The following is a 14,824-nucleotide window of genomic DNA, read 5'->3' as shown; positions in this document are numbered from 1 at the left end:
GCCAAGGCTATAATGCCTGCCTTTTCTCGACCTCCACGACCGGGCACGAAAGGGCTACTTCTTGACTGAAAATCGGCAATCCGCGGCAGGACTTGAGGGCGGCGCCCCGCGCACCTTCCAAGACCTCATCCTTGCGCTGCAGAACTATTGGGCGGCGCGTGGCTGCGTATTGCTGCAGCCGTACGACATGGAGGTCGGTGCGGGCACCTTCCACCCTGCCACCTTTTTGCGCGCCATCGGCCCCGAGCCCTGGGCGGCGGCCTACGTTCAGCCCTCGCGGCGCCCCACCGATGGGCGCTACGGGGAGAATCCCAACCGTCTTCAACATTATTACCAGTTTCAGGTGGTGATCAAACCGTCGCCGGACGACATCCAGGAGCTCTACCTCGGCTCGCTGCGCGCACTCGGCATCGACCCGCTGGTGCACGACATCCGCTTCGTTGAGGACGACTGGGAATCGCCCACCCTGGGCGCCTGGGGCCTCGGTTGGGAGGTGTGGTTGAACGGCATGGAGGTGACCCAGTTCACCTACTTCCAGCAGGTGGGCGGGCTCGATTGCCGGCCGGTCACCGGCGAGATCACCTACGGCTTGGAACGCATCGCGATGTACCTGCAGGGCGTGGAGAGCCTGTTCGACCTGGTGTGGGCCGATGGCCCGTTGGGGCGCATCACCTACCGCGACGTGTTCCATCAGAACGAGGTCGAGATGTCCGCCTACAACTTCGAGCACGCCGACACGCAGACCATGTTCGCGTGGTTCGACAGCTGCGAGCGGGCCAGCCAGGACCTGATCGCCGCCGGGCTGCCGTTGCCCGCTTACGAGATGGTGCTCAAGGCCTCCCATACCTTCAACCTGCTGGACGCGCGCCGCGCCATCTCCGTCACGGAGCGCGCGCGCTACATCGGCCGCGTGCGCGCCTTGGCGCGCGCCGTGGCCGAGGCCTATTACGCGCGCCGGGAGGCGCTCGGCTTTCCGATGCTCGCGCAAGGGGAGGCCACGGCATGAGCGCGCCCCGCGACCTGTTGATCGAACTCGGTACCGAGGAGCTGCCCCCCAAGGCGCTCAAACGCCTCGGCGAGGCCTTCGCGCAGGGCCTGCGCGACGGGCTCGAGCGCGCCCAACTCGGCTTCGAGGCGCTGACCCACTACGAGACCCCGCGCCGACTGGCGGTCCTGATCGCGGGGCTGGAGACCCTGCAGCCCGACCGCCCCTTCGAACGGCGCGGCCCGGCGCTGCGGGCCGCCTTCGACGCCGAGGGCAAGCCCACCCGCGCCGCGCAGGGCTTCGCCGGCTCCTGCGGGGTGGCGGTGGAGGCCCTGGAGCGGCTGGAGAACGAGCAGGGCGCTTGGCTGGTGTACCGTGGCGTGGAGCCCGGCAAGGCGGCGGGCGAGTTGGTGCCGGCGCTGGTTGGCGAGGCGCTCGCCGCGCTGCCGATTCCCAAGCGCATGCGCTGGGGCAGCTCCACCGCCGAGTTCGTGCGGCCTGCCCATTGGCTGGTGCTGCTGTTCGGCGATGAGGTGCTGGACGCCGAGGTGCTCGGCCTGCCTGCCGGACGCACCACGCGCGGCCACCGTTTTCACGCCCCCGAGCCGATCGAACTCGCGCGCCCCGGCGACTACGCCGCGGTGCTGGAGGAGCGCGGGCGGGTGGTGGCGAGCTTTGCCGAACGGCGCGAGCGTGTGCGCCGCCAAGTGTTGGCCGCGGCGCAGTCGTTGGGCGGGGAGGCGGTGATCGGTGAGGACCTGCTCGACGAGGTCACCGGCATGGTCGAGTGGCCGGTCGCGCTCGCGGGCAGCTTCGATAAGCGCTTCCTCGAGGTCCCGGCCGAGGCGCTGGTCTCGTCGATGCGCGGGCACCAGAAGTATTTCCATGTGGTGGACGGCGCGGGCCGGCTGCTGCCGCACTTCATCGCGGTGGCCAACATCGAGAGTCGGCAGCCCGACGCGGTGCGCCACGGCAACGAGCGCGTGATCCGCCCGCGCCTGGCGGACGCCGCGTTCTTCTGGGCGCAGGACCGCGCGCAGCCGCTGGAGGCGCAGCTCGAGCCGCTCAAGGCCGTGGTGTTCCACAAGCGCCTCGGTTCCCTGTACGACAAGAGCACGCGCGTCGCCGCGCTGGCGCGGCGGGTCGCGGAGCAGATCGGCGCCGAACCGGCCGAGGCCGAGCGGGCCGGGCTGTTGTCCAAGTGCGACCTGCTGACCCACATGGTCGGCGAGTTCCCCGAGCTGCAGGGCATCATGGGGCGTTATTACGCGATGGCCGCGGGCGAGCCCGAGGGCGTGGCCCAGGCGCTCGACGAGCAGTACATGCCGCGCTACGCGGGCGATGCGCTGCCCCAGGATCCGGTCGGCCAGGCGGTGAGCATCGCCGACAAGCTCGACAGCCTGGTCGGCATCTTCGGGGTCGGCGAGGCGCCCACCGGCGACAAGGACCCCTACGCGCTGCGCCGCGCCGCGCTCGGCGTGCTGCGCATCGCCATCGAACAACGCCTCGCGGCGCTGGACGTGCCCGCGCTGTTGGACGCGGCGGTGGCGGCCTTCGGCGACGCGCTGGAGCGCGCGCCGGTCGAGGCGGTGTACGACTTCATGCTGGAGCGGCTGCGCGGTTACTACGCCGAGGCGGGCGTCACCGCGGACGTGTTCGACGCCGTGCACGCCTTGCGCCCGGCGCAGCCGGCGGACTTCGACGCGCGCGTGCGCGCCGTCACGGCGTTCCGCGCCTTGCCGGAGGCCGAAGCGCTGGCGGCAGCCAACAAGCGCTGCGCCAACATCCTGCGCCAAGCAGGCGAACGGCCCGAGCAGCTGGACGCCGCGCGCCTGGTGGAGCCGGCCGAACGCGCCCTCGCCGACGCGGTGGAGCGCATGGCCGCCGAGGTCGAGCCGCGGCTGGCGGCACGCGATTACGAGGCCGCGCTGCGCGCCTTGGCCGGGCTGCGCGCGCCGGTGGACACCTTCTTCGACCAGGTGATGGTGATGGCCGAGGACGCGGACTTGAAGCGCAACCGCCTGGCGCTGCTCGCGCGCCTGCAGGGCCTGTTCCTGCGCGTGGCCGACATCGCGCGCCTGCAAAGCTGAGGAGACCCACGATGGCCGAACGCGACGACAGCTTCAGCGCCATGATGGCCGCGGTGCAGGCCTTTCACGACAAGCACGACTTCAAAAACACCGGGGGCGAGGACATGACCTACCGCGTCGCCCTCATGGCGGAGGAGCTCGGCGAGATCGCCGCCTGCGTGACCAAGGGCAAGGCGCCCGAGGCACTCGCGGAGGAAGTGGCCGACTTGTTCATACTGGTGCTCGGCACCGCCATCTCGGCCGGCTTCAAGTTGGACGAGGCCTTCTGGCGCAAGATGGACAAGCTCGCCACGCGCGAGTCGCGCATGATCAACGGGCGCATTCGGGTCTCGGAGTTCCGGGACGCCTGATGGAAGCTCAGCGGCTGATCATCCTCGACCGCGACGGCGTGATCAATTACGACTCCGACGCCTACATCAAGAGCGCGGACGAGTTCGTGCCCTTGCCCGGCAGCCTGGAGGCCATGGCGCGGCTGCGCCGCGCCGGCTACCGCATCGCGGTGTGCACCAACCAGTCCGGCTTGGCGCGCGGGCTGTTCAGCCTGGACGACCTGCACGCCATGCACCAGAAGCTCATCCGCCTGCTGGCCCAGCACGGCGGGGGCATCGATGCGCTGCTGTATTGTCCGCACGGCCCGCACGCCGGCTGCCGCTGCCGCAAACCGCGCCCCGGGCTGCTGGAGGAGGTGGGGGCGCGGTTACGCATGCCGCTCACGGGGGTCCCCGCCATCGGGGATTCGGCCCGGGATCTGGAGGCCGCACGCGCGGTGGGCGCCCAGCCCATCCTGGTGCGCACCGGCAAGGGCACCCGCACCCTGGCCGCCGGCGTGGACCCCGCGGTGGCGGTCTACGACGACCTCGCCGCCGCGGTCGACGCGCTGCTGGCAAGCGCGGCGTGAGCGCCTGGTTGCGCGGGCTCGCCTTCATGGCGGGCATCAGCCTCATGGCGGTGGTGATCGGCACCTCCGGGCTGCTCACGGCCGTCCTGCCCTATCGCCTGCGCTACCGCTATCTCACCAATTGGGGCCGTTTCACGCTGTGGTGGTTGCGCGTGACGTGCGGCGTCAATTTCCGCGTACAGGGCATGGAACACTTACCGCAGGAGCCCGCCGTGGTGCTGGCCAAGCATCAATCGGCCTGGGAGACCATCGCCTTGCCCTTCTTGCTGCCACCTCAGACCTGGGTGCTCAAGCGTTCGCTGTTGTGGATCCCGGTATTCGGTTGGGGTCTGGCGCTGTTGCGCCCGATCGCCATCGACCGCAGCGCCGGGCGGCGCGCCCTCGCCCAGATCATCGAGCGCGGGCGGCGGCGGCTCGAGCAGGGCATCTGGGTGGTGGTGTTTCCCGAGGGCACGCGGGTGGCACCGGGGACGCGCGGGCGTTACGGCATCGGCGGGGCCATGCTCGCGGCGCGCAGCGGGGTCCCGGTGGTGCCGGTGGCCCACAATGCCGGCGAATTCTGGCCGCGAAACGGCTTTCGTAAACGCCCGGGGACCATCGAGCTGCGCATCGGCCCGCCGATCCCCACGGCGGGGCGCAGCGCCCAGGAGGTCAACGCGGCCGCCGAGGCATGGATCGAGGACACCATGGCGGTGCTGGCCGACGGCGGCGGCGCCTCCGCGCCCGAGGCGGAGCTCGCCAAGTTCTGACCCGCTGACCCGTTCACATCCCCCAAGTCCGCGCAGCCCGCCGGGCGGCTGGCTTAGTCAATCATGATATAGTGATATGTTTATTCAGCCTGCGCAGCCGTAGGCGCGCGGCACCGATTTCCTTACCAAGCTCGAGGACACTATGCACAACGGCAAGAGCATTACGCAGTTCATCATGGAGGAGCAGCGGCGGGTCAAGGGCGCCTCGGGCGACTTTACCGCGCTGCTCAACGACATCGTCACCGCCTGCAAGGTCATCTCCAGCTACGTGAACCACGGCGATCTGATGGGTGTGCTGGGTAGCGCCGAGAGTGAGAACGTCCAGGGCGAGACCCAGAAAAAGCTCGACGTGCTGTCCAACGAGGTGTTTCTGAAGTCCAACGAGTGGGCCGGCCACACCGCCGCCATGGCGTCGGAGGAGATGGAGGACATCTACTCGATCCCCGGCAAGTATCCCAAGGGCAAATACCTCCTGGTGTTCGATCCCCTGGACGGGTCCTCCAATATCGACCTGAACGTGTCGGTGGGCACCATCTTCTCCATCCTGCGCTGCCCGGACGGCGTGGAGAACCCCAGCGCCGAGGACTTCCTGCAGCCCGGCACCAAGCAGGTGTGCGGCGGCTACGCGCTGTACGGGCCGGCCACCATGATGGTGCTGACCACCGGCAGCGGCGTGAACGGCTTCACCCTCGATCAGAATATCGGCGAGTTCGTGCTCACCCACCCCAACATGCAGATCCCGGAGGACACGGCGGAGTTCGCCATCAACATGTCCAACCAGCGCTTCTGGGAGGCGCCGGTGCAGCGCTACGTCGAGGAGTGCCTGGCGGGCAAGACCGGTCCGCGCGGCAAGGACTTCAACATGCGTTGGGTGGCCTCCATGGTGGCCGAGGTGCACCGCATCCTGACCCGCGGCGGCATCTTCATGTACCCCAAGGACACCAAGGATCCCTCCAAGGAGGGCAAGCTGCGCCTGATGTACGAGGCCAACCCGATGTCGTTCATCGTGGAGCAGGCCGGCGGCGCCAGCAGCACCGGGCGTGAGCGCATCATGGACATGCAGCCGAAGGGCCTGCACCAGCGCGTGCCGGTGATCCTGGGTTCCAAGAACGAGGTCGAGCGCGTGGTTGGCTACCACCGCGAAGACTGATTCGCCCCGCGGCGGCGGGCAGAAACGGAACGGGCGGCCTAGGCCGCCCGTTTTATTTTATATATCAATTAGTTGATCTGATTATACGTCCAGATTGGTCGCCGCCAGCGCGTTTTGCTCGATGAATTCGCGACGCGGCTCCACCTGGTCACCCATCAGGGTGGTGAAGATCTCATCCGCCGCGATGGCGTCGTCGATGCGCACGCGGAGCAAGCGCCGCGTCTCGGCGTTCATGGTGGTTTCCCACAGCTGTTCCGGATTCATCTCGCCCAGGCCTTTGTAACGCTGAATGTGTTGGCCGCGCTTGGCCTCCTCCAGCAACCACTCCAAGGCCTGCTTGAAGCTCACGATCGGGCGCGAACGCTCGCCGCGCGCGACCGCGGCGTCCTCGCCGATCAGCCCCTCGAGCTGGCGGCCCAGGGTCTGCATGTTGCGGTACTCGCCGGAGGCGAAGAAGTCCGAATGCAGCAGGTAGTCGGTGTCGACGCCGTGGCGGGTCACCGTGACCTGCACGGCGTGGCCTTCCAACTCGGCGTCCTCCACCAGCGCGAAGCTGTAGCGCGCGGTGCCGGCCGCATCGGCGTTCAGACGTGCGACCAATTCATCGAACCAACGCTCCGCGGCCGCCGGATTACCGAAATCCTCCAGCGATAGCGGCGGCATGTAGACCATTTTCTCCAACAGCGCGGCGTTGTAGCGGCGCGCCAGGCGCTTGATACCCGCCATCACCGCCAGGTAGTCGTTGGCGAGGCTCTCCAGTGCGGGGCCGGTAATCGCCGGCGCCTCGGCGTTGACATGCACGCGGGCGCCCTCCAGGGCGCTCTGCAGCAGGTAGGCGTTAAGCTGCAGGTCGTCCTTGACGTAATGCTCCTGCTTGCCGCGGCGGATCTTGTACAGCGGCGGCTGCGCGATGTAGACATGGCCGCGCTCGATCAGCTCGGGCATCTGCCGGTAGAAGAAGGTCAGCAGCAGGGTGCGGATGTGGGAGCCGTCCACGTCCGCGTCGGTCATGATGATGATGCGGTGGTAGCGCAGCTTGTCCGGGTTGAACTCCTCGCGTCCGATGCTGCAACCGAGCGCCGTGATCAGCGTCGCGACCTCGGCCGAGGACAGCATCTTGTCGAAGCGCGCGCGCTCGACGTTCAGGATTTTTCCCTTCAGCGGCAGGATGGCCTGCGTGCGCCGGTCGCGACCTTGCTTGGCGGAGCCGCCGGCCGAGTCACCCTCGACCAGGAACAGCTCCGACTGGCTCGGATCGCGCTCCTGGCAGTCGGCCAGCTTGCCGGGCAGCCCGGCGAGGTCCAAGGCGCCCTTGCGCCGGGTCATCTCGCGGGCCTTGCGCGCCGCCTCGCGGGCGCGCGCGGCGTCCACCACCTTGCCGGCGATGGCGCGGGCGTCCGGCGGGTTCTCCAACAGGAACTCACCGAGCTTCTCCGCCATCACCGATTCCACCACCGGTTTGACGTCCGAGGAGACCAGCTTGTCCTTGGTCTGCGAGGAGAACTTCGGATCCGGCACCTTCACCGACAGGACGGCGGTCAGGCCCTCCCGGGAATCGTCACCGGTCGGCGACACCTTGGCCTTCTTGGCGATGCCCTCGCGCTCGATGTATTGGTTCAAGGTGCGCGTCAGCGCGCTGCGGAATCCGGCGAGGTGGGTGCCGCCGTCGCGCTGCGGGATGTTGTTGGTGAAGCAGAAGATGTTTTCCTGATAGGAGTCATTCCACTGCAGCGCCACCTCGACCACGATGCCGTCGCGCTCGGACTGGCAATAGAAGACGCTGGGATGCAGCGGTGTCTTCTTGCGGTTGAGGTGTTCGACGAAGGCGCGGATGCCGCCGACATACTCGAATACGTCGCGCTTATCGGCGCGCTCGTCGGCCAGCGCGATGCGCACCCCGGAATTCAAGAACGACAGCTCGCGCAGGCGCTTGGCGAGGATGTCGTAGTGGTACTCGGTATCGCCGAAGATCTCGGCGCTCGGCTTGAAGTGGATCTCCGTGCCGGTATCCTTCGCGTCGCCCACCACCTCCAGCGGCGCCGCGGGCACACCCATGTGGTAGTGCTGCTCGTAGAGCTTGCCCTCACGGCGGATGGTGAGCTTCAGGTGCTCCGACAGGGCGTTTACCACCGAGACACCCACCCCGTGCAGCCCCCCGGACACCTTGTAGGAGTTGTCGTCGAACTTCCCGCCGGCATGCAGCACGGTCATGATGACCTCAGCGGCGGAGCGCCCCTCTTCCTCGTGGTAGTCGACCGGAATCCCACGTCCGTCGTCGCGCACGCTAATCGAGTTGTCGGCATGGATGATGACGTCGATACGGCTGCAGTGGCCGGCGAGGGCCTCGTCGATGGAGTTGTCGACCACCTCGAACACCATGTGATGGAGGCCGGTGCCGTCGTCCGTGTCGCCGATGTACATGCCCGGGCGCTTACGCACTGCATCTAGGCCTTTCAGCACCTTAATACTGCGGGAATCGTAGCTGTTCGTACTCATGAGGGGACTCCTGTCGAGGCGGCCATTATACCAGTTCCGTGAATTGCCCGTGTTCCACGTGGAACGTCCGCACCTCGGCGTCAGGCACGGGAATGACGCCTACCTCGGTGGCGGTTACGAACACTTGGGCACCGCTGGCGAGCAGGGCGTCCAACACCTGCCGCCGATGCCCGGGGTCGAGCTCGGCCGCGAGGTCGTCCGCGAGGACCACACACCGGGGCCCGCTGCGCTCATGCAGCAACCGCACCTGCGCCAAGCGCATCGCGGCCACCAGGGTCTTCTGCTGCCCGCGCGAGAGCGCCTGCGCGACCGGCTGCCCGCCCCAGCGAATGACGAGGTCGGCGCGGTGCGGCCCCTGCCGGGTGTGGCCAAGCTCGCGGTCGCCCTCGCGCCCCTGCTCAAGACTACTCAGCAGGGCCCGCTCACTGGCCCAGCCGCGCTGGTAGCTGAACACCAGCTCATCCAAACCGGCCAGTTCCGACGCGGTGCGCTCAATCGTGCGCGCGGCCGCCTCGGCGTAATGGGCGCGTGCGGCCGCCACGGCCTCCCCGCTCTGCGCAAGCTCCGGCTCCCACGCCGCCGCCTCGCGCATGCGCCCCGTACGCAGCGCGGCGTTCCGTTGGCGCAGCGCGCGCTGGTAGCGCTGCCAGTGCTCGAGAAATCCATGTTCCACGTGGAACGCACCCCAATCGAGAAACTGGCGCCGCAACCTCGGCCCTTGCTCGAGTAGGGCATGGCTATGGGGATCGAGTACGACCACCGGCAGGCGCTCGGCGAGCGCAGCCGCGCTAGCCGCCACGGCGCCTTGCACCTTGATGCGGGTGTTCTCGAGGGACTTTTCTATGCCGAGCGTTGTGAGCCCACCGGTCGGCTCCGCGACCTCCCCGAACACGGTGAGTGTCGCCTGCCCGTACCGAATGATCGCGCGCAGCTGCGTGGTGCGGAACGAGCGCCCGAGCCCGAGCAAATGCACCGCCTCAAGCAGGCTGGTCTTGCCGCTGGCATTGTGACCGACGATGAGATTGAGCCCCGACCCCGGGCGCAGCTCGACGTGCGCCAGATTACGCACGTCGCGCACGACCAAGCGTTGCAAGGTCATGCGCGCGCCCCGAGCAGAGGAGGGAAGGCGATCCGCGCCTACAGGCGCATCGGCATGATGACGTACTTGCTGCTTTCGTCACCGTCGCCTTGGATCAAACAACTGCTGTTGGCGTCGGACATCACCAAGCGGACCTGATCGCTACGCACCGCGGCCAAGGCATCGAGCAAGTATTGCACGTTAAACCCTACCTCAAAGCCTTCGCCGTCGTAGCTCACCGGCATCTCGTCCTCGGCCTCTTCTTGTTCGGGGTTGTGCACCAGCGCCCGCAAGGCGTCGTTCCCCAATTGCAGGCGCACGCCGCGGAACTTCTCGTTCGACAAGACCGAGGCCCGCCCCAAGCCCGCGATCAGCGTGCTGCGGTCGCCCAGCACGATCTTGTCGCCGCCTTGGGGCACCACGCGGTTGTAGTCGGGGAAGCGCCCGTCCACCAGCTTCGAGGTAAAGGTGATCGGCCCCACCGTCACCCGCAGATGATTGCTGGCGAGCTCCAACTGCGCCGGCTCGTCGGTATCGCCCAGCAACCGCACCAACTCCAACACGCCCTTGCGGGGAACGATGATCTGCCGCGGCTCGGCCACGTCCACCGAAAGCGCCGCGTCCGCGAGGGCCAAGCGATGACCGTCCGTGGCGACCGCCCGCAGCCGCTCTCGACTGAACTCCAGCAATAGCCCGTTCAGGTAATAGCGCACGTCTTGCTGTGCCATGGAGAAGTGCGTTTTCTCAATGAGCGACTTCAGCTCGCGCTGCGGTAGCACAATGCGCGTCGGCATCTTGAGTTCGTCCAGCGACGGGAACTCCTGCGCCGGCAAGGTGGTAAGCGTATAGCGGCTGCGCCCCGAACGAATCAACGCGCGATCGCCCTCGACGTTGATCTCGACCTCCGCCCCCTCGGGCAGCGCGCGACAGATGTCGACGAACTTGCGTGCCGCGAGCGTGGTCTCGCCCCCGTTGGCGCCCTCGAGCGGTGTGCGCGTGATGATTTCCACTTCGAGGTCCGTACCGGTCAGGGCCAGCTCACTCTCCGTCACCCGCATCAGCACGTTCGAGAGGATAGGCAACGTCTGGCGCCGCTCCACCACGCCCGTGACGACCTGCAGAGGCTTGAGTAGGGCTTCTCGTTGTATGGTCAACTTCATGTGCACACCCGTTTTAATTAGTCGGTTTATATATAAAGCCGCTTGTGATTATTACTGGGCCGTCCTGCCCGGGATAACCTATTTAATCCCTTGTATATCAATCTATTACCCATCATCTAAACCCCGTGCACAAGTCCCGTAGCACCTGTGGATAAACTGTGCGCCGAACTGGCGTTTTGGCGCGGCTCAATTTTATCCACAGGCTGCCCACATCATGTCGTCAGGGTCCTCAACAGGTTGGACAGATCCTCCGCCATGCGGGCATCGGAGCGGCGTAATTCCTCCACCTTCTTGCAGGCATGCATCACGGTGGTGTGATCGCGCCCGAAGGCATTGCCGATCTCGGGCAGGCTGTGGTTGGTCAGTTCCTTCGCCAAGGACATCGCCACCTGCCGCGGGCGGGCAATGGAGCGGCTACGCCGTTGCGACAAGAGGTCGCTCACGCGCAGCTTGTAATACTCCGCGACCGTCTTCTGGATGTTCTCGATGGTGACCAACTTGTCCTGTAGCGCCAGCAGATCGCGCAGCGCCTCCTTGGCGAAGTCGACCGTGATCGGGCGGCCGGTGAAGTTCGCATTCGCGACCACGCGGCGCAGCGCCCCCTCCAGCTCGCGCACGTTGGAGCGGATGCGCTTGGCGACGAAAAACGCCACCTCGTCCGGCAGCACCACCCCCGTGTGGGCGGCCTTACTCTTCAAGATCGCCACGCGCGTCTCAAGCTCGGGCGGATCGATCGCCACGGTGAGGCCCCAGCCGAAGCGCGACTTGAGCCGTTCTTCCAGCCCGTTGACCTCCTTGGGGAAGCGATCGCACGTCAGGATCACCTGCTGCTGGCCTTCGAGCAGTGCGTTGAAGGTGTGGAAAAACTCCTCCTGGGAGCGCTCCTTGCCGGCGAAGAACTGAATGTCGTCGATCAGCAGCGCGTCCACGCTGCGATAGCGGCGCTTGAATTCGTTGATGGCATTGTGCTGCAGCGCCTTCACCATGTCCGCGACGAAGCGCTCCGAATGCAGATACAGCACGTTGGCGCCCGGTTTGTGCTGCAGCATGAGGTTACCGACCGCGAGCATCAGGTGGGTCTTGCCGAGGCCCACCCCGCCGTAGATGAACAGCGGGTTGTACGCGCCGCCTGGATTCTCGGCCACCTGCATGGCCGCCGCCCGCGCGAGCTGGTTGGACTTGCCCTCCACGAAGTTGTCGAACGTGGCTTGCGGGTTCAGGGCGTTGCCGCGTTGGGCGGGATGACACTCCGCGGGCTCCGCGCGCGCGCGACCGTTGGCGGCCGGCGCGCGGGCGGCACTGTGCTGAGCGCTTGGCGAGGCACTGGGGCGGGAGGTGCTGGGGCGGGAGGTGCTGGGGCGCGCGCTGACCGGGGCACTGCCGATCTCGAGGCGCACCTTCGGTGCTTGCCCGTCGCAGTACTGGCCCACGAACTCGCAGATCTGCTGCAGAAAGCGCTGACTCACCCAGTCCAGCACGAATTGATTGGGGGCCAGCAAGCGCAGCTGCTCGCGTTCCTCCACCACCTGCAGGGGCCGGATCCAGGTGTTGAACTGTTGCGCCGGAAGTTCGTCTTCTAGGCGCCGCAGACACTGCTGCCAGACTGTGCCCAAAACGCGTCCTCGCCGTGCAGGTGAACCAGTGTTGATCGCCCGCGGCGACCGGTGCGCGCCCGAGGCGCGGCAGGGCGATCAGTCTATACCCGTGCGCGCGAGTTATCCACATCCCCGTTCGCCCGCTTTCGGTTGACAGGGCAGGCCCTGAGCAAGTACTTTTACGCACTTTTGACGGCACGCCTGCTCGACGGGTGCGTGGCCGTATCCCCAAGCTCAAGTGGAACTTCAGCCATGAAAAGAACTTTCCAGCCCAGCGTCCTCAAGCGCAAGCGTGTCCACGGCTTCCGTGCGCGGATGAAGACCCGCGGCGGCCGACTGGTCCTCAAGGCGCGTCGCGCCAAGGGCCGCGCCCGCCTCAGCGCCTGATCGCAGTAACACGGGGCATGCCCACGGGTGGCGCTGGCTTCGGCCGGTGCCGGCGCTTACTTAACCCCGCGGAGTATCGGCGGGTTTTCGAAGCGCCCTGTCGGCGCTCGCGCGATGGCCTCACCGTGCTGGCGCGCCCCAACGGGCTCGACCGCGCCCGCCTCGGCCTGGCGGTTTCCAAACGCCAGCTCAAACACGCGGTCGCCCGCAATCGAATCAAGCGCTTGGCGCGCGAGAGCTTTCGCCATCACCAGGCCGAACTGGTCGGCTGGGACGTGGTGGTCAGCGCGCGGGCCTCGGCGGAGCAGGCCGACAACTCCCTCTTGCGCGCCGCGTTCGCGCGGCTCTGGGCGGACGTAGCGGAACGATGCAAAAGATCCTGATCTGGCTGGTGTGGGGCTATCGCTACGCGATCAGCCCGTTTCTGCCGCAGACCTGCCGCTTTCATCCCACCTGTTCCTGTTATGCCGAGCAGGCTTTGCGCGAGCACGGCGCCTTGCGCGGCCTGTGGCTGACCGTGCGGCGCCTGGGCCGGTGTCACCCCTGGGGAGGCGCGGGTTACGACCCGGTGCCGGAGAAGAAACACTGATGGATATCCAACGTGTCCTGCTGTTCATCGCGCTCACCTTCATCCTGCTGCTGATTTGGCAGGCCTGGTACGACGAGCAGCGCGCCACCGCGCCGCAGCCCGTGCCCACCGAAGAGGCCGGTCCGCCCGCCGCCGGCGATGTGCCCGAGCGGCCGCGCGCCGAGGCGGCTCCCGATCAGGACACCGTGCCCACCGTCGCCGCGCGCGGGGCGCTGCCGCGCGCCGAGCGCGTCCGCGTGCGGACCGACGTGTACGACCTCACCATCGACACGGTGGGTGGCGATATCCGCGAGGTGTTGCTGCTGGAGTATCCGGTGTCGCCGCGCGAGCCGGACAACCCGTACCGTCTGATGAACGACACCGGATACTGGCTGTTCGTCGCCCAGAACGGGTTGCTGCCCGGCGCCGAGGGCGTAACCGCGCCGGACCACTACGCCCAGTTCCAGGCGGAGCAAAGCCAGTACACGCTCGCGCAAGGCGCCGACACCCTGCAGGTGCCCCTGCGCTGGGAGGGCGACGGCGTGGCGGTCACCAAGACCTACACCTTCCGCCGCGGCAGCTATCTGGTGGACGTGGACGTGCGCGTCGAGAACGCCGGCGCCGAGCCCTGGCGCGGGCACTTCTATCGCCAGCTGCAGCGTACCGAGCAGGTGGGCGAGGATACGCCCTGGTTCATCTACACCTACTCGGGCGGGGTGATCTCCACCGCCGAGCGCCGTTACGAGAAGATCAGCTTCTCCGACATGCGCGACGACCTCAGCCTGACCACCCAGGGCGGCTGGACCGCGATGATCCAGCACTACTTCCTGGGCGCCTGGATCCCCGAGCAGGAGCAGCGCAACCACTTCTACACCCGCACCCTGAACGGGGCGCGCTATGTGATCGGCATGGTGAGCCCCGAGGCGGTGGTCGAGCCGGGCGGGGAACACAACTTCCACTCCGAGCTGTTCGTCGGCCCCAAGCTGCAGGATCAGCTGCGCGAGGCCGCGCCGCACCTCGAGCTGACGGTGGACTACGGCTTTCTCACCCTGCTGTCCAATCCGCTGTTCTGGCTGCTGGAGAAGATCTACAACCTGGTGGGTAACTGGGGCTGGGCCATCGTCATCCTGACGGTGATGATCAAGCTGCTGTTCTACAAGCCCTCCGCCATCAGCTACCGCTCCATGGCCAAGATGCGTCGGGTGCATCCGCGCCTGTTGGCCCTCAAGGAGCGCTTCGGCGACGACCGCCAGAAGCTCAACCAGGCCATGATGGACCTGTACAAGACGGAGAAGATCAATCCGCTGGCGGGCTGCCTGCCGATCCTGATCCAGATCCCGGTGTTCATCGCGCTGTACTGGGTGCTGCTCGAGAGCGTGGAGTTGCGCCAGGCCGACTTCGTCCTGTGGATCAACGACCTCTCGGCGCGCGATCCGTTCTACGTGCTGCCCATCCTGATGGGGCTGACCATGCTGGTGCAGCAGAAGCTGAACCCGGCGCCGCTCGACCCGATCCAGGCCAAGGTGTTGATGATCCTGCCCATCGTGTTCACCGTCTTTTTCGCCTTCTTCCCGGCGGGCCTGGTGCTGTACTGGGTGGTCAACAACACAATCTCTATCGCGCAGCAGTGGTACGTCACGCGGCACGTGGTCAAGGCATAAGCCGAAC

The 14,824-nt window shown here is 67.0% G+C and carries 14 protein-coding genes; 10 read left to right on the top strand and 4 right to left on the bottom strand.

Annotated elements, in window-relative coordinates; genetic code table 11:
* The first annotated feature begins 61 nt into the window (after positions 1 to 61).
* From glyQ to HUS23_07295, 6 genes are all read left to right on the top strand, one after another.
* Entirely contained in the window at positions 62 to 1,006 is a 945-nt protein-coding gene (glyQ, locus tag HUS23_07320; protein QKT03633.1) for a glycine--tRNA ligase subunit alpha, read from the top strand.
* Positions 1,003 to 3,075, top strand: a complete 2,073-nt coding sequence (locus HUS23_07315; GenBank protein QKT03632.1) for a glycine--tRNA ligase subunit beta — start codon at positions 1,003 to 1,005, stop codon at positions 3,073 to 3,075. Before glyQ ends, HUS23_07315 begins: the two co-directional genes overlap by 4 nt.
* Positions 3,076 to 3,086: 11 nt before the next feature.
* Positions 3,087 to 3,425 (top strand): nucleoside triphosphate pyrophosphohydrolase family protein, encoded by a 339-nt coding sequence (locus HUS23_07310; protein QKT03631.1) that lies wholly within the window; start codon positions 3,087 to 3,089, stop codon positions 3,423 to 3,425.
* Positions 3,425 to 3,973, top strand: a complete 549-nt coding sequence (gene gmhB, locus HUS23_07305) for a D-glycero-beta-D-manno-heptose 1,7-bisphosphate 7-phosphatase (protein QKT03630.1) — start codon at positions 3,425 to 3,427, stop codon at positions 3,971 to 3,973. The genes HUS23_07310 and gmhB overlap by 1 nt, the downstream gene beginning before the upstream one ends.
* A gap of 26 nt (positions 3,974 to 3,999) precedes the next feature.
* Complete coding sequence (locus tag HUS23_07300) at positions 4,000 to 4,722, top strand: 1-acyl-sn-glycerol-3-phosphate acyltransferase (protein QKT05007.1); 723 nt, start codon at positions 4,000 to 4,002, stop codon at positions 4,720 to 4,722.
* 142 nt (positions 4,723 to 4,864) lie between these two features.
* Complete coding sequence (locus HUS23_07295; GenBank protein QKT03629.1) at positions 4,865 to 5,872, top strand: class 1 fructose-bisphosphatase; 1,008 nt, start codon at positions 4,865 to 4,867, stop codon at positions 5,870 to 5,872.
* Between the two features lie 81 nt (positions 5,873 to 5,953).
* Here the strand turns inward: HUS23_07295 and gyrB are convergent, their stop codons facing one another.
* From gyrB to dnaA, 4 genes are all read right to left on the bottom strand, one after another.
* Complete coding sequence (gene gyrB / locus HUS23_07290) at positions 5,954 to 8,368, bottom strand: DNA topoisomerase (ATP-hydrolyzing) subunit B (GenBank protein QKT03628.1); 2,415 nt, start codon at positions 8,366 to 8,368, stop codon at positions 5,954 to 5,956.
* Between the two features lie 25 nt (positions 8,369 to 8,393).
* Positions 8,394 to 9,467, bottom strand: coding sequence for a DNA replication/repair protein RecF (gene recF, locus HUS23_07285; GenBank protein QKT03627.1), 1,074 nt, complete (start codon positions 9,465 to 9,467; stop codon positions 8,394 to 8,396).
* A 38-nt stretch (positions 9,468 to 9,505) separates the two neighbouring features.
* Positions 9,506 to 10,606 (bottom strand): DNA polymerase III subunit beta, encoded by a 1,101-nt coding sequence (gene dnaN / locus HUS23_07280; protein QKT03626.1) that lies wholly within the window; start codon positions 10,604 to 10,606, stop codon positions 9,506 to 9,508.
* A 212-nt stretch (positions 10,607 to 10,818) separates the two neighbouring features.
* The gene (gene dnaA, locus HUS23_07275; protein ID QKT05006.1) at positions 10,819 to 12,255 is read right to left on the bottom strand and encodes a chromosomal replication initiator protein DnaA; all 1,437 of its coding nucleotides are present in this window, start codon (positions 12,253 to 12,255) and stop codon (positions 10,819 to 10,821) included.
* 198 nt (positions 12,256 to 12,453) lie between these two features.
* Between dnaA and rpmH the strand changes: the two genes are divergently transcribed.
* The 4 genes from rpmH to yidC are packed head-to-tail and all read left to right on the top strand — an operon-like array spanning position 12,454 to position 14,817.
* Positions 12,454 to 12,588: a 50S ribosomal protein L34 gene (gene rpmH, locus HUS23_07270; GenBank protein ID QKT03625.1), complete on the top strand. Its 135-nt coding sequence runs from the start codon at positions 12,454 to 12,456 to the stop codon at positions 12,586 to 12,588.
* A 17-nt stretch (positions 12,589 to 12,605) separates the two neighbouring features.
* Positions 12,606 to 12,971 carry a ribonuclease P protein component gene (gene rnpA / locus HUS23_07265; GenBank protein ID QKT03624.1) on the top strand — a complete coding sequence of 122 codons (366 nt, stop codon included), beginning with the start codon at positions 12,606 to 12,608 and terminating at the stop codon, positions 12,969 to 12,971.
* Positions 12,956 to 13,177: a membrane protein insertion efficiency factor YidD gene (gene yidD, locus HUS23_07260; GenBank protein ID QKT03623.1), complete on the top strand. Its 222-nt coding sequence runs from the start codon at positions 12,956 to 12,958 to the stop codon at positions 13,175 to 13,177. The genes rnpA and yidD overlap by 16 nt, the downstream gene beginning before the upstream one ends.
* Positions 13,177 to 14,817, top strand: coding sequence for a membrane protein insertase YidC (gene yidC, locus HUS23_07255; protein ID QKT03622.1), 1,641 nt, complete (start codon positions 13,177 to 13,179; stop codon positions 14,815 to 14,817). Before yidD ends, yidC begins: the two co-directional genes overlap by 1 nt.
* The last annotated feature ends 7 nt before the right edge of the window (positions 14,818 to 14,824 follow it).

The organism is Ectothiorhodospiraceae bacterium 2226, from assembly GCA_013348725.1.
Lineage (GTDB): Bacteria > Pseudomonadota > Gammaproteobacteria.
This window is presented reverse-complemented; position numbering and strand designations above follow the sequence as displayed.

Excerpts from the sequence above, each read along its gene's own strand:
- HUS23_07315 (QKT03632.1), top strand. The coding sequence starts at position 1,003 with ATGAGCGCGCCCCGCGACCTGTTGATCGAACTCGGTACCGAGGAGCTG.
- HUS23_07310 (QKT03631.1), top strand. The coding sequence starts at position 3,087 with ATGGCCGAACGCGACGACAGCTTCAGCGCCATGATGGCCGCGGTGCAG.
- gmhB (QKT03630.1), top strand. The coding sequence starts at position 3,425 with ATGGAAGCTCAGCGGCTGATCATCCTCGACCGCGACGGCGTGATCAAT.
- HUS23_07300 (QKT05007.1), top strand. The coding sequence starts at position 4,000 with ATGGCGGGCATCAGCCTCATGGCGGTGGTGATCGGCACCTCCGGGCTG.
- HUS23_07295 (QKT03629.1), top strand. The coding sequence starts at position 4,865 with ATGCACAACGGCAAGAGCATTACGCAGTTCATCATGGAGGAGCAGCGG.
- gyrB (QKT03628.1), bottom strand. The coding sequence starts at position 8,368 with ATGAGTACGAACAGCTACGATTCCCGCAGTATTAAGGTGCTGAAAGGC.
- recF (QKT03627.1), bottom strand. The coding sequence starts at position 9,467 with ATGACCTTGCAACGCTTGGTCGTGCGCGACGTGCGTAATCTGGCGCAC.
- dnaN (QKT03626.1), bottom strand. The coding sequence starts at position 10,606 with ATGAAGTTGACCATACAACGAGAAGCCCTACTCAAGCCTCTGCAGGTC.
- rpmH (QKT03625.1), top strand. The coding sequence starts at position 12,454 with ATGAAAAGAACTTTCCAGCCCAGCGTCCTCAAGCGCAAGCGTGTCCAC.
- rnpA (QKT03624.1), top strand. The coding sequence starts at position 12,606 with ATGCCCACGGGTGGCGCTGGCTTCGGCCGGTGCCGGCGCTTACTTAAC.
- yidD (QKT03623.1), top strand. The coding sequence starts at position 12,956 with ATGCAAAAGATCCTGATCTGGCTGGTGTGGGGCTATCGCTACGCGATC.
- yidC (QKT03622.1), top strand. The coding sequence starts at position 13,177 with ATGGATATCCAACGTGTCCTGCTGTTCATCGCGCTCACCTTCATCCTG.